Annotated in this window: 17 protein-coding genes; 1 reads left to right on the forward strand and 16 read right to left on the reverse strand. The window is 71.1% G+C overall.

Annotated elements, in window-relative coordinates:
* Positions 1-60 precede the first annotated feature (60 nt).
* The 11 genes from rpoZ to pyrR all read right to left on the reverse strand — a co-directional run bounded on the left by rpoZ (position 61) and on the right by pyrR (position 11,815).
* Entirely contained in the window at positions 61-333 is a 273-nt protein-coding gene (rpoZ, locus tag ABD224_RS11530; RefSeq protein WP_344049350.1) for a DNA-directed RNA polymerase subunit omega, read from the reverse strand.
* Positions 334-419: 86 nt separating this feature from the next.
* Positions 420-1,019 (reverse strand): guanylate kinase, encoded by a 600-nt coding sequence (gene gmk, locus ABD224_RS11535; protein WP_344049351.1) that lies wholly within the window; start codon positions 1,017-1,019, stop codon positions 420-422.
* A 55-nt stretch (positions 1,020-1,074) separates the two neighbouring features.
* The gene (locus tag ABD224_RS11540; protein ID WP_344049352.1) at positions 1,075-1,398 is read right to left on the reverse strand and encodes an integration host factor; all 324 of its coding nucleotides are present in this window, start codon (positions 1,396-1,398) and stop codon (positions 1,075-1,077) included.
* Between the two features lie 286 nt (positions 1,399-1,684).
* Positions 1,685-2,530, reverse strand: a complete 846-nt coding sequence (pyrF, locus tag ABD224_RS11545; protein WP_344049353.1) for an orotidine-5'-phosphate decarboxylase — start codon at positions 2,528-2,530, stop codon at positions 1,685-1,687.
* Complete coding sequence (locus ABD224_RS11550; protein ID WP_344049354.1) at positions 2,527-3,642, reverse strand: quinone-dependent dihydroorotate dehydrogenase; 1,116 nt, start codon at positions 3,640-3,642, stop codon at positions 2,527-2,529. The genes pyrF and ABD224_RS11550 overlap by 4 nt, the downstream gene beginning before the upstream one ends.
* Positions 3,643-3,798: 156 nt before the next feature.
* On the reverse strand, positions 3,799-7,107 hold the full coding sequence (carB, locus tag ABD224_RS11555; RefSeq protein WP_344049356.1) for a carbamoyl-phosphate synthase large subunit: 3,309 nt from the start codon (positions 7,105-7,107) through the stop codon (positions 3,799-3,801).
* The gene (gene carA, locus ABD224_RS11560; RefSeq protein WP_344049357.1) at positions 7,100-8,242 is read right to left on the reverse strand and encodes a glutamine-hydrolyzing carbamoyl-phosphate synthase small subunit; all 1,143 of its coding nucleotides are present in this window, start codon (positions 8,240-8,242) and stop codon (positions 7,100-7,102) included. Before carA ends, carB begins: the two co-directional genes overlap by 8 nt.
* Complete coding sequence (locus ABD224_RS11565; protein WP_344049358.1) at positions 8,239-8,799, reverse strand: PH-like domain-containing protein; 561 nt, start codon at positions 8,797-8,799, stop codon at positions 8,239-8,241. The genes carA and ABD224_RS11565 overlap by 4 nt, the downstream gene beginning before the upstream one ends.
* The gene (locus ABD224_RS11570) at positions 8,796-10,082 is read right to left on the reverse strand and encodes a dihydroorotase (RefSeq protein WP_344049359.1); all 1,287 of its coding nucleotides are present in this window, start codon (positions 10,080-10,082) and stop codon (positions 8,796-8,798) included. Before ABD224_RS11570 ends, ABD224_RS11565 begins: the two co-directional genes overlap by 4 nt.
* A gap of 5 nt (positions 10,083-10,087) precedes the next feature.
* Complete coding sequence (locus ABD224_RS11575) at positions 10,088-11,068, reverse strand: aspartate carbamoyltransferase catalytic subunit (RefSeq protein ID WP_344049360.1); 981 nt, start codon at positions 11,066-11,068, stop codon at positions 10,088-10,090.
* 159 nt (positions 11,069-11,227) lie between these two features.
* Positions 11,228-11,815 carry a bifunctional pyr operon transcriptional regulator/uracil phosphoribosyltransferase PyrR gene (gene pyrR, locus ABD224_RS11580; RefSeq protein ID WP_344049361.1) on the reverse strand — a complete coding sequence of 196 codons (588 nt, stop codon included), beginning with the start codon at positions 11,813-11,815 and terminating at the stop codon, positions 11,228-11,230.
* Positions 11,816-12,066: 251 nt separating this feature from the next.
* Here pyrR and bldD point away from each other — a divergent pair, with 251 nt between their 5' ends.
* A complete protein-coding gene (gene bldD / locus ABD224_RS11585; RefSeq protein WP_067397717.1) occupies positions 12,067-12,570 on the forward strand; it encodes a transcriptional regulator BldD in 504 nt (167 codons plus the stop codon).
* Between the two features lie 198 nt (positions 12,571-12,768).
* Here the strand turns inward: bldD and nusB are convergent, their stop codons facing one another.
* From nusB to aroB, 5 genes are all read right to left on the reverse strand, one after another.
* On the reverse strand, positions 12,769-13,203 hold the full coding sequence (nusB, locus tag ABD224_RS11590) for a transcription antitermination factor NusB (RefSeq protein ID WP_344049362.1): 435 nt from the start codon (positions 13,201-13,203) through the stop codon (positions 12,769-12,771).
* A 2-nt stretch (positions 13,204-13,205) separates the two neighbouring features.
* Positions 13,206-13,772, reverse strand: coding sequence for an elongation factor P (gene efp / locus ABD224_RS11595; protein WP_344049363.1), 567 nt, complete (start codon positions 13,770-13,772; stop codon positions 13,206-13,208).
* 56 nt (positions 13,773-13,828) lie between these two features.
* Positions 13,829-14,938, reverse strand: coding sequence for an aminopeptidase P family protein (locus ABD224_RS11600; protein WP_344049364.1), 1,110 nt, complete (start codon positions 14,936-14,938; stop codon positions 13,829-13,831).
* A gap of 109 nt (positions 14,939-15,047) precedes the next feature.
* Positions 15,048-15,908, reverse strand: a complete 861-nt coding sequence (locus ABD224_RS11605) for a Pro-rich N-terminal domain-containing protein (protein ID WP_344049365.1) — start codon at positions 15,906-15,908, stop codon at positions 15,048-15,050.
* A 154-nt stretch (positions 15,909-16,062) separates the two neighbouring features.
* Positions 16,063-17,154, reverse strand: coding sequence for a 3-dehydroquinate synthase (gene aroB / locus ABD224_RS11610; RefSeq protein ID WP_344049367.1), 1,092 nt, complete (start codon positions 17,152-17,154; stop codon positions 16,063-16,065).
* Positions 17,155-17,335 lie beyond the last annotated feature (181 nt).

The raw sequence follows: 17,335 nt of genomic DNA on the forward strand, positions 1-17,335 counted from the left end.
GCAGTCTCGCTGCCGGGCCTGTGGAAAAGCTGCTGCGATCCGCGAAGCCGCGGACACGGCTTACCGGCCGGGGCCCTCGACGGTCTCGGCCGTCAGCAGACCCGCGTTGATCTCCCGCAGGGCGATGGAGAGCGGCTTCTCGTGGACGTGGGTGTCGACGAGCGGACCGACGTACTCGAGGAGGCCCTCACCGAGCTGCGAGTAGTACGCGTTGATCTGGCGGGCCCGCTTGGCCGCGTAGATCACGAGGCTGTACTTCGAGTCGGTGGCCTCGAGGAGCTCGTCGATCGGCGGGTTGATGATGCCCTCGGGCGCGGAGATGGAAGAGGACACGCTCTACCTTCCGATGGGTGGGAAAGAATCAGTCGGCGCGACCGTCACGGCGGCTGTCACCGCTGTGGCCACGATCACAGCCTCTGTCACGATCGCTCGACATCCATCAAGGCTAGCAGCTCGCGCGCCACGTCCTCGACGGAGGTGTTGACCAGGGTCACGTCGAACTCCGGTTCGGCCGCGAGCTCGACCTTGGCCGCCTGCAGCCGGCGCTCGATCACCTCGGGGGGTTCGGTCCCCCGGCCGGTGAGCCGGCGCACGAGCTCCTCCCAGGAGGGAGGCGCCAGAAACACCAGCCGGCTTTCGGGCATGGTCTCACGGACCTGCCGTGCCCCCTGGAGGTCGATCTCCAGCAGGACCGGTACACCGGCCTCCAGGCGCTCCATCACGGGAGCGCGCGGCGTGCCGTAGCGGTTGCCCGCGAACTCGGCCCACTCCAGCAGTTCGCCGTTGGCGATCAGCTTGTCCATCTCCTCGTCGCTGACGAAGAAGTAGTGGACGCCGTGCTGCTCACCGGGGCGGGGCTTGCGGGTCGTCGCGGACACCGACAGCCAGACCTCGGGATGCTTCTTGCGCATATGAGCGACGACCGTGCTCTTGCCGACCCCCGAGGGGCCGGAGAGCACGGTCAGCCGCGGACGTGCGTCCGGGGGTACGGGGGTTGTCCCCCGGGTTGTTCCAGCCATGGGGCGATTATCCAGCAATCCCGGAGTGCCCGGGACTCCCTCCCCCGGGCTCGGATCAGGAACCGCCGCCGCCGAATTCACGCTCCAGGGATGCGATCTGGTTGGAGCCGAGACCCCGCACTCGGCGGCTCTCGGAGATGCCGAGTCGTTCCATGATCTGCCTGGCGCGGACCTTGCCGACGCCCGGCAGCGACTCGAGCAGGGCGGACACCTTCATCTTGCCGATGACGTCGTTCTCCTGGCCCTGCTTGATGACCTCGTGCAGGGAGGCGCCGGAGTGCTTGAGTCGATTCTTGATCTCGGCCCGCTCCCGGCGAGCCGCGGCGGCCTTTTCGAGCGCGGCTGCGCGCTGTTCAGGGGTAAGGGGCGGAAGAGCCACGCCTACGTCACCTCGGATGTCGAACTGTCGGATACGGACCGGTGAGGAACCTAGTCGCCCCACACCTGGGGAGCCATGAGCAACACACTTGCCCCTTCTCGCCCACTGCCTTGAGGGCGTGGGAGGTGCCCCCACTCGACGGAGACTAGCGGTCGAGGGCGCCTGAGTCAGCGAGAACAGCGGAAAAGTCCTGGTCAGCCTCCGCCGGATCAGACATTTAGAACATACTGCCCCTGATCCGAGGGCGCATCCAGACCCGAATCCGTCTCGACCGCTCATCCGGCCCTCAACGTGCGGCCACCGCGGCCCGGACCTCCTCCACAAAACGTTCAGAAACATCACGCAGAGCGCCCACATCGGGACCGTGACGCAGAACACTCCGGCTGACGTTCGGGAGCACATCGCGCACCACGGGCCCGAAGACCCGGGGGAGGTCGGCCGGAGTCGCCCCCTGGGCCCCGATGCCCGGGGCGAGCAGCGGGCCGCCCATCCGGAGGTCGTACGACGACAGGTCGCCGAGTGTGGCGCCCACCACCGCGCCGAAGGAGCCCAGCGGGGTCTGCCCGGCGTTCTCCTCGGCGAGGTGCGCGAGCACGGTCGCGCCCACGGTGCGGCCGTCGGGCCGTACGGCGTGCTGGACCTCCGCGCCCTCCGGATTGGAGGTCAGCGCCAGGACGAACAGGCCCGCGCCGTTCTCCCGCGCCAGGTCGACCGCGGGCTTCAGCGAGCCGTAGCCGAGGTAGGGCGAGACGGTCAGCGCGTCCGAGAACAGCGGCGCGTCCCTGCGCAGGAACGACTCGGCGTAGGCGGCCATCGTCGAGCCGATGTCGCCGCGCTTGGCATCCATGATCACCAGCGCGCCCGCCGCCCGCGCCTCCTCGACCGTCCTCTCCAGGACGGCGACGCCCCGCGAGCCGAAGCGTTCGAAGAAGGCGCTCTGCGGCTTCAGGGCGGCGACCCGGTCGGCGACCGCCTCCACCACCGTGCGGCTGAACCGCTCCAGACCGGCCACGTCGTCGTTCAGGCCCCACTGAAGGAGCAGGGACGCGTGCGGGTCGATGCCCACGCAGAGCGGGCCGCGCTCGTCCATCGCACGGCGCAGCCGCGCGCCGAAGGGTTCGATCGCGCTCATGCCGTCGTGCCCGCCTTCCTCACATCGGCGCCGACTGCCTCGGCGAGCGTGGCGTACGGGCTGGTGCGCAGCCGCGCGGCGAGCCCCTTGTGGAGGGTGCGGGCCCAGAAGGGCCCCTGGTAGATGAGGGCGCTGTAGCCCTGGACCAGCGTGGCGCCGGCCAGGATGCGCTGCCAGGCGTCCTCGGCGCTCTCGATGCCGCCCACGCCGATCAGCGTCACGCGGTCGCCCACGCGCGCGTAGAGGCGGCGCAGCACCTGGAGGGAGCGCTCCTTCAGGGGCGCGCCCGAGAGCCCGCCGGTCTCCTTGACCAGCGCGGGCTCGGAGGTCAGGCCGAGCCCCTCGCGGGCGATGGTGGTGTTGGTGGCGATGATCCCGTCCAGGCCGAGCTCCACGGCCAGGTCGGCGACGGCGTCGATGTCCTCGTCGGCGAGGTCCGGCGCGATCTTCACCAGCAGCGGCACCCGGCGGCCCGGCACGGCCCGGTCGGCGGCCTCGCGCACGGCGCTCAGCAGCGGGCGCAGCGCCTCGGTGGCCTGCAGATCGCGCAGGCCGGGGGTGTTCGGCGAGGAGACGTTGACGACCAGGTAGTCGGCGTACGGGGCCAGCCGTTCGGCGGACTTGACGTAGTCGCCGACGGCCTCCTCCTCGGGGACGACCTTGGTCTTGCCGATGTTGACGCCCACGACGGTCCTGAACACGGGCGTCCGGGAGGCCAGGCGCGCCGCGACGACGAGCGAGCCCTCGTTGTTGAAGCCCATGCGGTTGATGAGCGCGCGGTCGGCGACCAGCCGGAACAGCCGTTTTTTCGGGTTGCCGGGCTGCGGCTGCCCCGTCACCGTGCCGATCTCCACATGGTCGAAGCCCAGCATCGCCATCCCGTCGATCGCGACGGCGTTCTTGTCGAAGCCGGCGGCGAGCCCGAACGGACCGTGCATCCGCAGTCCGAGGGCCTCGGTGCGCAGCTCCTTGCAGCGGGGGGCGAGCACGGCCGCGACGAAGGTGCGCAGCACCGGGACGCGGGCGACGAACCGGATCCAGCGGACGGCCAGGTGGTGCGCCCGCTCGGGGTCCATCCGCTGGAAGACCAGCCGGAAGAAAAGCTTGTACATGACTGAGTTCTCTGGCTCCTCGTGGGTCCGTGGGAAGCGGGTCCGTGTGCGGCCGGGGTCCCGGGAGGCGGGTCCCGGTGAAGCCCGGTGAAGCCCGGTGAAGAGGGCGTTCTCGTGAAGAGGGGGACACCGTTCCCGGTGTCCCCCTCGGGGCCGTCACCTGCGTGTCGCGTTCAGGATGCCCGCGTGTTCCTGCAGGGAGCGGACGCCCACGTCGCCGTGCTGGAGGGCGTCGATGCCCTGGACCGCCGCGGCCAGGGCCTGGACGGTGGTCAGGCAGGGCACGGAGCGGGCCACGGCCGCGGTACGGATCTCGTAGCCGTCGAGGCGGCCGCCGGTGCCGTAGGGGGTGTTGACGATGAGGTCGACCTCGCCGTCGTGGATGAGCTGGACGATGGTCTTCTCGCCGTTGGGGCCGGGGCCCTCGGACTGCTTGCGCACCACGGTGGCGTGGATGCCGTTGCGCTTGAGCACCTCGGCGGTGCCGGAGGTGGCCAGCAGTTCGAAGCCGTGGGCGACCAGCTCACGGGCCGGGAAGATCATCGAGCGCTTGTCCCGGTTGGCGACCGAGATGAAGGCGCGGCCCTTGGTCGGCAGCGGGCCGTAGGCGCCGACCTGCGACTTGGCGTACGCCGTGCCGAAGACGGAGTCGATGCCCATGACCTCGCCGGTGGAGCGCATCTCCGGGCCGAGGACGGTGTCGACGCCGCGCCCGGAGGTGTCCCGGAAGCGGCTCCAGGGCAGCACGGCCTCCTTGACGGAGATCGGCGCGTCCAGCGGCAGTGTGCCGCCGTCGCCCTTCCTCGGCAGCAGGCCCTCCTCGCGCAGCTCGGCGATGGTCGCGCCCAGCGAGATCCGGGCGGCGGCCTTGGCCAGCGGCACGGCGGTCGCCTTGGAGGTGAAGGGCACGGTGCGGGAGGCGCGCGGGTTGGCCTCCAGCACGTAGAGGATGTCGCCGGCCATCGCGAACTGGATGTTGATCAGGCCGCGCACCCCGACACCGCGTGCGATGGCCTCGGTGGAGGCCCGCAGCCGCTTGATGTCGTGCCCGCCGAGGGTGATCGGGGGCAGCGCGCACGCCGAGTCGCCGGAGTGGATGCCGGCCTCCTCGATGTGCTCCATGACGCCGCCGAGGTACAGCTCCTCGCCGTCGTAGAGGGCGTCGACGTCGATCTCTATGGCGTCGTCCAGGAACCGGTCGACGAGCACCGGCCGGGAGGGGCTGATCTCGGTCGACTCGGCGATGTACGCCTCCAGCCGCGCCTCGTCGTACACGATCTCCATGCCGCGTCCGCCCAGCACGTAGGAGGGGCGGACCAGGACCGGGTAGCCGATCTCGTCGGCGATGGCCTTGGCCTCGGCGAACGTGGTGGCGGTGCCGTGCTTCGGCGCCGGCAGGCCCGCCTCCTTGAGGACCCGGCCGAAGGCGCCGCGGTCCTCGGCCAGGTGGATGGCCTCCGGCGAGGTGCCCACGATCGGCACCCCATTGTCCTTCAGCGCCTGCGCCAGGCCCAGCGGGGTCTGCCCGCCCAGCTGGACGATCACCCCGGCGACCGGGCCGGCCTGCTGCTCGGCGTGGACGACCTCCAGCACGTCCTCCAGGGTGAGCGGCTCGAAGTACAGCCGGTCGGAGGTGTCGTAGTCGGTGGAGACGGTCTCCGGGTTGCAGTTGACCATCACGGTCTCGTACCCGGCGTCGGACAGCGCGAAGGAGGCGTGCACGCAGGAGTAGTCGAACTCGATGCCCTGGCCGATGCGGTTGGGGCCGGAGCCCAGGATGATCACCGCGGGCTTCTCGCGCGGGGCGACCTCGCTCTCCTCGTCGTAGGCGGAGTAGAAGTACGGCGTCCTCGCGGCGAACTCGGCGGCGCAGGTGTCGACCGTCTTGTAGACCGGGCGGATGCCGAGGGCGTGCCGCACCTCGCGCACCACGTCCTCGCGCAGGCCGCGGATCTCGCCGATCTGCTGGTCGGAGAATCCGTGCCGCTTGGCGTCGGCGAGCAGCTCCGCCGTCAGCTCGGGCGCCTCGGCGAGCTCGTCGGCGACCTCCTTGATCAGGAACAGCTGGTCGACGAACCAGGGGTCGATCCTGGTGGCCTCGAAGATCTCCTGCGGCGTGGCGCCCGCGCGGATGGCCTGCATGACGGTGTTGATCCGCCCGTCGGTCGGGCGGGCGGCCGCCCGCAGCAGCTCGTCCTTGTCGCCGGGATCGCCGACGAAGGTGAACTGGCTGCCCTTCTTCTCCAGCGAGCGCAGGGCCTTCTGGAAGGCCTCGGTGAAGTTGCGGCCGATGGCCATGGCCTCGCCGACCGACTTCATGGTGGTGGTCAGCGTGGGGTCGGCGCTGGGGAACTTCTCGAAGGCGAACCGGGGCGCCTTGACGACCACGTAGTCCAGGGTCGGCTCGAAGGACGCCGGGGTCTGCTGGGTGATGTCGTTGGGGATCTCGTCGAGGGTGTAGCCGATGGCGAGCTTGGCGGCGATCTTGGCGATCGGGAAGCCGGTCGCCTTGGAGGCGAGCGCCGAGGAGCGCGACACGCGCGGGTTCATCTCGATGACGATGACGCGGCCGTTCTCCGGGTTGACCGCGAACTGGATGTTGCAGCCGCCGGTGTCGACGCCGACCTCGCGGATCACGGCGATGCCGATGTCGCGCAGGATCTGGTACTCGCGGTCGGTGAGGGTCATCGCCGGGGCGACGGTGATGGAGTCGCCGGTGTGCACGCCCATCGGGTCGAAGTTCTCGATGGAGCAGACGACCACCACGTTGTCGTTCTTGTCGCGCATCAGCTCCAGCTCGTACTCCTTCCAGCCGAGGACGGACTCCTCCAGGAGCACCTCGGTGGTCGGGGAGAGCTCGAGACCGGTGCCGGCGATGCGGCGCAGCTCTTCCTCGTTGTGGGCGAAGCCCGAGCCGGCGCCGCCCATGGTGAAGGAGGGGCGCACCACGACCGGGTAGCCGCCGAGCTCCTCGACGCCGGCCAGCACCTCGTCCATGGAGTGGCAGATCACCGAGCGGGCGGACTCGCCGTGCCCGGTCTTCCGCCGGACGGCCTCCACGACCTCCTTGAACTGGTCGCGGTCCTCACCCCGGTGGATGGCCTCGACATTGGCGCCGATCAGCTCCACGCCGTACTTGGCCAGGACACCGTTCTTGTGCAGCGCGACGGCGGTGTTGAGGGCCGTCTGCCCGCCCAGGGTGGGCAGCAGCGCGTCGGGACGCTCCTTGGCGATGATCTTCTCGACGAACTCCGGGGTGATCGGCTCGACATAGGTGGCGTCGGCGATCTCCGGGTCGGTCATGATCGTCGCCGGGTTGGAGTTGACGAGGACGACCCGCAGGCCCTCGGCCTTCAGGACACGGCACGCCTGGGTGCCGGAGTAGTCGAACTCGGCGGCCTGGCCGATGACGATCGGGCCGGAGCCGATGACCAGGACGGACTGGATATCGGTGCGCTTAGGCACGCTGGCCCTCCATCAGGGAGACGAAGCGGTCGAACAGGTAGGCGGCGTCATGCGGGCCCGCGGCCGCTTCGGGGTGGTACTGCACCGAGAAAGCCGGACGGTCCAGCAGCCTCAGCCCCTCCACGACGTTGTCGTTCAGGCAGACGTGCGAGACCTCCACGCGGCCGTAGGGGGTCTCGCTGACCTTGTCGAGGGGCGCGTCCACGGCGAAGCCGTGGTTGTGCGCGGTGACCTCCACCTTGCCGGTGGTGCGGTCCTGCACCGGCTGGTTGATGCCGCGGTGGCCGTACTTCAGCTTGTAGGTGCCGAAGCCGAGCGCGCGGCCGAGGATCTGGTTGCCGAAGCAGATGCCGAACAGGGGCGTGCCGCGCTCCAGCACCGCCCGCATCAGGGCGACGGGGCCGTCGGCGGTGGCGGGGTCGCCGGGGCCGTTGGAGAAGAACACCCCGTCCGGGTTCACGGCGTAGATGTCCTCGACGCCGGCGGTGGCGGGCAGGACGTGCACCTCGATGCCGCGTTCGGCCATGCGGTGCGGGGTCATGCCCTTGATGCCGAGGTCCACCGCGGCGACCGTGAACCTCTTCTCCCCGATCGCGGGGACGACGTACGCCTCCTGGGTGGCGACCTCCTCGTAGAGGCTGGCGCCCTTCATGGGCGGCTGGGCCTGCACCCGGGCGAGCAGCTCGGCCTCGGGGGCGATGGCCTCGCCGGAGAAGATGCCCGCGCGCATCGCGCCGCGCTCGCGCAGATGGCGGGTGAGGGCACGGGTGTCGACGGCGCGGATGCCGACGATGCCCTGGGCGATCAGCTCGTCGTCGAGCGAGCGGGTGGCGCGCCAGTTGGACGGCACGCGGGCGGGGTCGCGCACGACGTATCCGGCCACCCAGATGCGCCGGGACTCGTCGTCCTCGTCGTTCCAGCCGGTGTTGCCGATCTGCGGGGCGGTCGCGACGACGATCTGGCGGTCGTACGACGGGTCGGTGAGGGTCTCCTGGTAGCCGGTCATGCCCGTCGAGAACACGGCCTCCCCGAACGTCTCCCCCACGGCCCCGTAGGCACGGCCGCGGAAGACCCGGCCGTCCTCCAGGACGAGTACGGCGGGAACCTTCGCGGATTCCCTGGTGGAGGTCGTCATCGTGCGCCTTCCGTCGTGTCGGTCATCTCGTTCAGTGCGTCCACCCAGGCGGGGTGCTCGGCCGCCCGGTCGGAGCGGAACCCGGAGTCGATCAGCCGGTCGCCGTGGGCCCAGGTCACCACCAGCAGGCCGCCCTCGGTGAGCACCTTGCCGGCGATGGCCTTGTCGAGGCGGGCGCCGCGCAGGGCACCGGCGGGGACGAAGAAGTCCGTCGCGCCGGGGCGGACGACGTGCAGGCCCGCGTCGGTCAGGGTGAGCTCGGCCCGGCTCCGGGTGCCCAGGCCGTGGGCCACGATGCGGTCCAGCCACTGCCCGGCGGTGGTGGAGCCGTGGTAGCGGCCGCTCATCGTCAGTCTGGCCTCGCCGGGCGGCTCCGGCGCGGCAGGCAGCGGCGGCAGGTCGCCCTGGAGGGTGCCGCGCCATGTCCAGCCCTCGCGCATGAGCCAGTAGACGAGCGCGACGAACAGCAGGAGACCGGCCACCCAGCCGAGTCGTGCGGCCCAGTCGGTGACCGGCGCCGATGTCCCCTCGGCGGCGATCAGGAGTGCAGAGGTCACGTGAGCTTCCCGTCGACGAGCGTGGCCTTGCCCCGCAGCCAGGTGTGCGTCACCCGGCCCGGCAGCTCCATGCCCCGGTAGGGGCTGTTGCGGCTGCGCGAGGCGAAGCCCGCGGGGTCCACCCGGCCACGGTATGCCGGATCGACGAGAGTGAGGTTGGCAGGCTCACCTGCCGAGACGGGCCGCCCGTGCCCGGTGGCCCGGCCGATCCGGGCGGGCGCGAAGGACATCCGCTCGGCGACCTGGGCCCAGTCCATCAGGCCCGTGTCGACCATCGTCTCCTGGACCACGGACAGGGCGGTCTCCAGGCCGACCATGCCCATGGCGGCGGCGGGCCACTCGCAGTCCTTGTCCTCGTGCGGGTGCGGGGCGTGGTCGGTGGCGACGATGTCGATCGTGCCGTCGGCGAGGGCCTCGCGCAGGGCCTGCACGTCGCGGGCGGTGCGCAGCGGCGGGTTGACCTTGTAGACCGGGTCGTAGGTGCGCACCAGCTCGTCGGTGAGCAGCAGGTGGTGGGGGGTGACCTCGGCGGTCACCTGGATGCCGCGGGACTTGGCCCAGCGGACGATCTCGACGCTGCCGGCGGTGGACAGGTGGCAGATGTGCACGCGGGAGCCGACGTGGTCGGCGAGCAGCACGTCACGGGCGACGATCGACTCCTCGGCGACGGCCGGCCAGCCCCCGAGTCCCAGCTCGGCGGAGACCACGCCCTCGTTCATCTGGGCGCCCTCGGTCAGCCGCGGCTCCTGGGCGTGCTGGGCGATGACGCCGTCGAAGGCCTTCACGTACTCCAGGGCCCGCCGCATGATCACGGCGTCGTGGACGCACTTGCCGTCGTCGGAGAAGACGGTGACACCGGCCGCGGACTCGTGCATGGCGCCGAGCTCGGCGAGCTTCTTGCCCTCCAGACCGACGGTGACGGCGCCGACGGGCCGCACGTCGCAGTAGCCGTGCTCGCGGCCGAGCCGCCAGACCTGCTCGACGACACCGGCGGTGTCGGCGACGGGGAAGGTGTTGGCCATGGCGAACACGCAGGTGTAGCCGCCGGCGGCGGCCGCGCGGGTGCCGGTGAGGACGGTCTCGGAGTCCTCGCGGCCGGGTTCGCGCAGGTGGGTGTGGAGGTCGACGAGTCCGGGCAGGAGGACCTTGCCCCGGGCGTCGACGACCTCGGCGTCCTCGGCGGCGAGGTCCGGTCCGACCGCGGCGATGGTCTCACCGTCGATGAGGACGTCCTGCGGCGCGCCGCCCAGCACCTTCGCACCGCGGATCAGGGTCTTGCTCATGTCGGTCACTTCTCCTCGGCGGGACGGGGGCTGGTGAGGGCGGACTCCTTGCCGCCCAGGAGCAGGTAGAGGACGGCCATCCGGATGTGCACGCCGTTGGCGACCTGTTCGACGGCGGTGCAGCGGCCGGAGTCGGCGACCTCGGCGGTGATCTCCATGCCGCGGACCATGGGGCCGGGGTGCATCACGACGGCGTGGTCGGGCAGCCGGGCCATGCGGTCGGCGTCGAGGCCGTAGCGGCGGGAGTACTCGCGCTCGGTGGGGAAGAAGGCGGCGTTCATCCGCTCGCGCTGCACGCGCAGCATCATCACGGCGTCGCACTTGGGCAGGGACGCGTCGAGGTCGTAGCTCACCTCGCAGGGCCAGCTCTCGACGCCGACCGGCAGCAGGGTGGGCGGGGCGACCAGGGTGACCTCGGCGCCGAGGGTGTGCAGCAGGTCCACGTTGGAGCGGGCGACGCGGCTGTGCAGGACGTCGCCGACGATGGTGACGCGCCTGCCGGACAGGTCCTGGCCGATCCCTGCGTCACGGCCGACGAGGCGGCGGCGCAGGGTGAAGGCGTCGAGGAGGGCCTGGGTGGGGTGCTGGTGGGTGCCGTCGCCGGCGTTGATCACGGTGGCGTCGATCCAGCCGGAGTTCGCCAGACGGTGGGGCGCTCCGGAGGCGGAGTGCCGGATGACGACGGCGTCGACGCCCATGGCCTCCAGGGTCTGGGCGGTGTCCTTGAGGGACTCGCCCTTGGAGACGCTGGAGCCCTTGGCGGAGAAGTTGATCACGTCCGCGGACAGGCGCTTCTCCGCGGCCTCGAAGGAGATCCGGGTGCGGGTGGAGTCCTCGAAGAAGAGGTTGACGACGGTGCGGCCGCGCAGGGTCGGCAGCTTCTTGATCGGACGGTCGGCGACCCGGGCCATCTCCTCGGCGGTGTCGAGGATCAGGACGGCGTCGTCGCGGGAGAGGTCGGCGGCCGAGATGAGATGACGCTGCATCTGTCAGGCTCCGTAGGGAATTTCATGAGGAAGCGGGGTCCGGGCCCGTGGTGGCTCGTGCCACGGCCCGAAGGACACGGCCGGGCAGGCGGGCGCCTGAGGGCACACGCACACGGGGCGTATCACGGGGCGTGTCGGGAAGTGCGTATGCGCGCGTGGTTACGGCTGCCGCTCGTCCGCGGCGGCCGGCTTGACGCCGAGCAGCACGGCGTCGCGGCCGTCCTCCTCGGCAACCAGGACCTTGACCGTCTCCCGCAGCGACGTGGGGAGGTTCTTGCCGACGTAGTCGGCGCGGATGGGCAGTTCGCGGTGGCCGCGGTCGACCAGGACGGCGAGCTGGACCGCGCGCGGACGGCCGATGTCGTTCAGGGCGTCGAGAGCGGCACGGATGGTGCGGCCGGAGAAGAGCACGTCGTCGACGAGGACGACCAGACGGCCGTCGACGCCGTCCCCCGGGATCTCGGTGCGGGCCAGCGCACGCGGGGGCTGCATGCGCAGGTCGTCGCGGTACATGGTGATGTCGAGCGAGCCGCAGGGGACCTTGCGCTCAGTGATCTGCTCGAGCTTGGCGGCGAGCCGCTGGGCGAGGAAGACGCCCCGGGTCGGGATGCCGAGGAGCACCACGTCGTCTGCGCCCTTGGCGCGCTCGACGATCTCGTGGGCGATGCGGGTCAGCATCCGCGCGATGTCGGGGCCCTCGAGGACGGGCCGCGCACCGGACGCATGCGCGTTCGCGTGCGTGTCCATGGGAAACGGACCTCCTTATCCGCCTCACGGGACGGAATTTAAAGGACGTCGGAATTGCGCCGTCCACGGTAGCAGGTGCCAAGGGCCCCGCGGGCCACCCCCTCGGCGTAACCCGCTGTCGATACCACGGAAGCGGCGGGGTGGACCATCCGGCTTGACGCACGAGAGTCACGCTGCGTAACCTCACAATGAGTTACCAGCCGCGCGGCGGGAACCAGGCCAGTCGCGTCGACACAGTGTCGGGGAGCCATATGTCCAGCGAATACGCCAAACAGCTCGGGGCCAAGCTCCGGGCGATCCGCACCCAGCAGGGCCTTTCCCTCCACGGTGTCGAGGAGAAGAGCCAGGGACGCTGGAAGGCGGTCGTGGTCGGTTCGTACGAGCGCGGCGACCGCGCCGTGACCGTACAGCGCCTCGCCGAGCTGGCGGACTTCTACGGAGTCCCCGTGCAGGAGCTGCTGCCGGGCACCACCCCGGGCGGCGCCGCCGAGCCCCCGCCGAAACTGGTCCTGGACCTGGAGCGGCTGGCCACGCTGCCCTCCGAGAAGGCGGGTCCGCTGCAGCGGTACGCGGCGACGATCCAGTCGCAGCGCGGTGACTACAACGGCAAGGTGCTCTCGATCCGCCAGGACGACCTGCGCACACTCGCCGTCATCTACGACCAGTCGCCCTCAGTGCTCACCGAGCAGCTGATCAGCTGGGGCGTGCTGGACGCGGACGCACGCCGCGCGGTGGCGTCCCACGAGGAGAGCTGACCTCTCCGCGGAGCGACGTTCCGCAGGCCGAGCAGAAACGTGCCGTCGGGGTGGCCGGAACATGACGGTTCCGGCCACCCCGACGGCTTTCCGCGGACCTTCTGCGGGTCCGACGGACGGGCGTGCACCCCCATGGATGCCGAGGGGCCCGCAGCGCGATCGCTGCGGGCCCCTCGGTGTCCGTGTCGCCGGGTCCTCTCACACCTGGTCCCGGCGGAGCGAGGGCTTGAGCTCCTTCAGCCGGCCGAGCAGGCCGTTGACGAACGAGGGCGACTCGTCCGTGGAGAACTCCTTCGCCAGCCGCACCATCTCGTCCAGGACGACGGCGTCCGGGGTCTCGTCGACCCAGATCAGCTCGTATGCGCCGAGCCGCAGGATGTTGCGGTCGACGACCGGCATGCGGTCGAGCGCCCAGCCGACCGCGTACTGGCCGATCAGCTCGTCGATGCGGTCGACGTGCTGGGCATAGCCCTCGACCAGCTGCATCGTGTACTCGCTGACCGGCGGTTGCCGGGGGTCGGTCCGGGAGAGCCGGATCCAGTCCGCGAGGACGGTCAGGACCTCGGCGCCGCGCTGGTCGGCCTCGAAGAGGATCTGGAAGGCACGCTTGCGGGCCGTGTTACGGGCAGCCACGGTTAGCTGTTCACCCGGCCGAGGTAGTCGCTGGTGCGGGTGTCGACCTTGATCTTCTCACCGGTGGTGATGAAGAGCGGCACCTGGATCTGGTGGCCGGTCTCCAGGACGGCGGGCTTGGTGCCGCCGGTGGAGCGGTCGCCCTGAACGCCCGGCTCGGTCTGCGCGACGGTCAGCTCGACGGAGGCGGGGAGCTCGACGTAGAGCACCTCGCCCTCGTGCTGGGCGACGGTGGCCTCGAAGCCCTCGACCAGGAAGTTGGCGGCGTCGCCGACGGTCTGGCGGTCGATGTGCAGCTGGTCGTAGGTCTCCATGTCCATGAAGACGAAGTAGTCGCCGTCCATGTAGGAGAACTGCATGTCACGCTTGTCGACAGTGGCCGTGTCGACCTTGACACCGGCGTTGAAGGTCTTGTCGACGATCTTGCCGGAGCGCACGTTCTTGAGCTTGGTGCGCACGAAGGCCGGACCCTTGCCAGGCTTGACGTGCTGGAACTCGACGACGGACCACAGCTGGCCGCCTTCGAGCTTGAGCACCATGCCGTTCTTGAGGTCGTTCGTGGAAGCCACGGTTGCGGAATCTCCTGGACTGACGTACGACCCCGGTGCAGGCGCCCAGCGCGAGGCTAGAGCGCGAGAAGCTCCTTGGTCGTGATGGTGAGTAGCTCGGGTCCGCCGTCCGCCTCGGGGCGTACGACGAGCGTGTCATCGATCCGGACACCGCCCCGTCCCGGGATGTGGACCCCCGGTTCGATGGTGACCGGCACGCAAGCGTCCAGTTTACCCATGGCCGAAGGGGACAACTGCGGGTCCTCGTCGTTTTCGAGCCCCACCCCGTGCCCGGTGAGCGGGTGCAGATGCTCGCCGAACCCGGCGGCTTCCAGGACCTGACGCGCGGCCCGGTCGACATCGCGGCAGGCGACACCGGGAGCCAGGGCCTCCCGCCCGGCGCGCTGGGCGGTGAAGACCAGGTCGTACAGCTGGATCTGCCAGTCCGCCGGAGAGGTGCCGATCACAAAGGTGCGGCCGAGCTCGCAGCGGTAGCCGCGGTAGGAGGCGCCCAGGCACACCGAGAGGAAGTCGCCCTCCTCCACCCGCCGGTCGGTGGGCCGGTGGCCTCGGCGGCCGGCGTTCGGGCCGGTGGCCACGGAGGTCGGGAAGGCGGGGCCGTCGGCGCCGTGGTCGACGAGCCGCCGCTCCAGCTCCAGGGCGAGATGACGCTCGGTGCGGCCGACGAGGATGGACTCCAGCAGTTCACCGAGGGCCTGGTCGGCGATCTCGGCACCGATTCTCAGCAGGGAGATCTCCTCCTCGTCCTTGACGACCCTGAGCTGCTCGACCGCGTTGCCGAGGTCCGTCAGCCGCAGCCGGGGCGCCACCGAGGCGAGGGCGCGGTGACGGGCCACGGTGAGGTGGTGTTCCTCCACGGCGAGCGAGTCGGCCCCCTGGGACTGGGCGAGACCGGCGGCGGCGACGGCCGGGTCGCCGCCGGAGGACGGGGACAGAACCTGCACCCGCAGAGCCTCGTCGAGACGGCCCTCATGGGGCCGGTCCTCCGGGGGGCTCTGGCACAACAGGATGTCCTCGTGCCGGGCGAGGAGCAGGACGGCACCGCACGGGGACGCTCCCGCGAGGTACCGGACATTGGCGGGACGAGTCACCAGCGCCGCCGCGCTGCCGCCCGCATGGCAGCGTTCCCTCAGCCGGGCTCGGCGGGCCGCATACACCTCTGACATGAACCGAGCGTAAGAGTCATGGCTCAACATCGCCGTTCGGGAGGGGCCGAGTGGGGCCGCCTCCCCCAGCGGCTCGGGGGAGACACGACTGCTCGCGGCCGTGCCGGCCCTACCACTTCGGCGGGCTGGCTATGGCTCTGGTCAGGACCTCGTCCAGGCGGCGGGCCGTGGTGGGGATGTCCATCGTGGAGTTGTCGATGATGGGAAGGCCGGAGCCGTACCAGCCGGCCATGCGGCCGTGGATGCGGGCGACCTCCTCGTCGCTGAGACGGCGGTTGCCGGTGCGCCGGGCGTTGCGCTCCAGGACGACGTCCAGGCCGGGCAGGAGGACGACCGGCAGCAGCCCGGGGCCCACATGGCGCTTCCAGCCCCCGAGGCCGACCGCCGGGCGGTCGGGGAAGACGGCGTCGTCGAGGATGCACGAGATGCCGTTGGCGAGGAAGTTGCGCGCGGCGAAGCCGCAGGTGCGGCGGGCGAGACGATACTGCGCCTCGGCGCGGTCGTTCCATCCCGCCTGCGGGTCCGCGAAGCCGGAGCGGACCCATTCGCGCACGTCGTCGAGGCTGATGTGGGCGGTGGGCACACGGCGGTGGTCGGCCCAGTACTTGGCGACGCTCGTCTTGCCCGCTCCCGCCGGTCCTATCAGCAAAACCGCCAGCGTGGCGGTGGTCGGGTCGGGCGCGGCCTGGGCGGGCGGCGCGCCGGGCGTGCCGACCGGGCCGCCCGGCGGCAACCGGACGTGCCCCGTGGCGTCCGGCACGGGCGGCGCCAGAGGTGCCGACGGGTGCGGGCTCTGCGGAGGCGGGGCCGACGGGTAACCGGGGTGCTGCGGCGGGGGCACGGGCGCGGGGCCCTGAGGCGCACCCGGGGGCTGCGGCCCCGGGTGGTGTGCGGCCGATGGCCGGCCGGCGGTCGGTCCGTGCCCCGGCTGGTGGGGCGGCGGCAGCGGTGAACCCACTGCGTGCTGCATCCGGTGCGACTCCGTCTCGTCCAGGCAATTGGTGTCGGCGGCGGGCCCGACCCCGCCGCCTACCGAACGGTACCGTTCCCGGCCGTCCGGTGGACGGCCGGGCGCGACCCGGAACACCCGGCGCCGTACGGCGGGACCGGGCGCCCGGCGGGACCTACCGTCCCACCTCGCCGTAGGCGGCGAGCAGCATGGCCGGGTCCGGGCCCTCCAGGACGGTGGGCTTGGCGAGACCGTCCAGCACGATGAAGCGCAGCAGGTCGCCGCGGGACTTCTTGTCGATCTTCATCGTCTCCAGCAGTCTGGGCCACTGGTCGTGGCGGTAGTGCAGCGGAAGGCCCACCGACTCCAGGATCGTACGGTGGCGGTCGGCGGTGGCATCGTCCAACCGGCCTGCGAGACGGCCGAGTTCGGCGGCGAAGTGCATGCCGACGGCGACCGCCGCGCCATGCCGCCATGTGTACCGCTCGTTCTTCTCGATGGCGTGGCCGAGCGTGTGCCCGTAGTTGAGGATCTCCCTGAGGCCCGACTCCTTGAGGTCCGCGGAGACGACGTCCGCCTTGACCCGGATGGAGCGCTCGATGAGTTCGGCGGTGTGCGGGCCGGCCGGGGTGCGGGCGCCCTCGGGGTCGGCCTCGATCAGGTCCAGGATCACCGGGTCGGCGATGAAGCCGGCCTTGATGACCTCGGCGAGTCCGGAGACGTAGTCGTGGACCGGGAGGGAGTCCAGGGCGGCCAGGTCGCACAGGACGCCCGCGGGCGGGTGGAAGGCGCCCACGAGGTTCTTGCCCTCGGCGGTGTTGATGCCGGTCTTGCCGCCGACGGCCGCGTCGACCATGGCCAGCACGGTGGTCGGGACGGCGATCCAGCGCACTCCGCGCAGCCAGGTGGCCGCCACGAAGCCGGCCAGGTCGGTGGTGGCGCCGCCGCCCACGCCCACGATGACGTCGGTGCGGGTGAAGCCGGACTGGCCGAAGGCCTTCCAGCAGTAGGCGGCGACCTCGGCGGTCTTGGCCTCCTCCGCGTTGGGCACCTGGATGGCGATCGTCTCGTAGCCCTGCTCGGCCAGGTCGGTGCGGAGCACCTCCCCGGTCTCGGCGAGCGCCTCGGGGTGGACGACGGCGACCCGCTTGGCCTTGTCGCCGACCAACCCGGCCAGCTCGCCGAGGAGCTGGCGGCCGATCAGCACATCGTAGGGTTCGGTGCCCGCGGTGCCGCCGACCTCGATCTTCGTCACATGGTTCGACACGGTCTCCTCCGGCCGGGGGTCCGGCCCGCCGCGCGGCGACGGCTGGGCGGAGCGTTCCCCGGCCATGGTGTTCTCCAACCCCAGTGCGTTCAGGACGGCTTGGGCGACCTCGCCGGGACTGCGGTGGTCGGTGGCGACCTCGACCGTGGCCACCTCCTCGTACAGATGCCGGCGGGCCTGC

The sequence above is a fragment of the Streptomyces thermoalcalitolerans genome (assembly GCF_039525155.1).
Taxonomy (GTDB): Bacteria; Actinomycetota; Actinomycetes; order Streptomycetales; family Streptomycetaceae; genus Streptomyces; species Streptomyces thermovulgaris.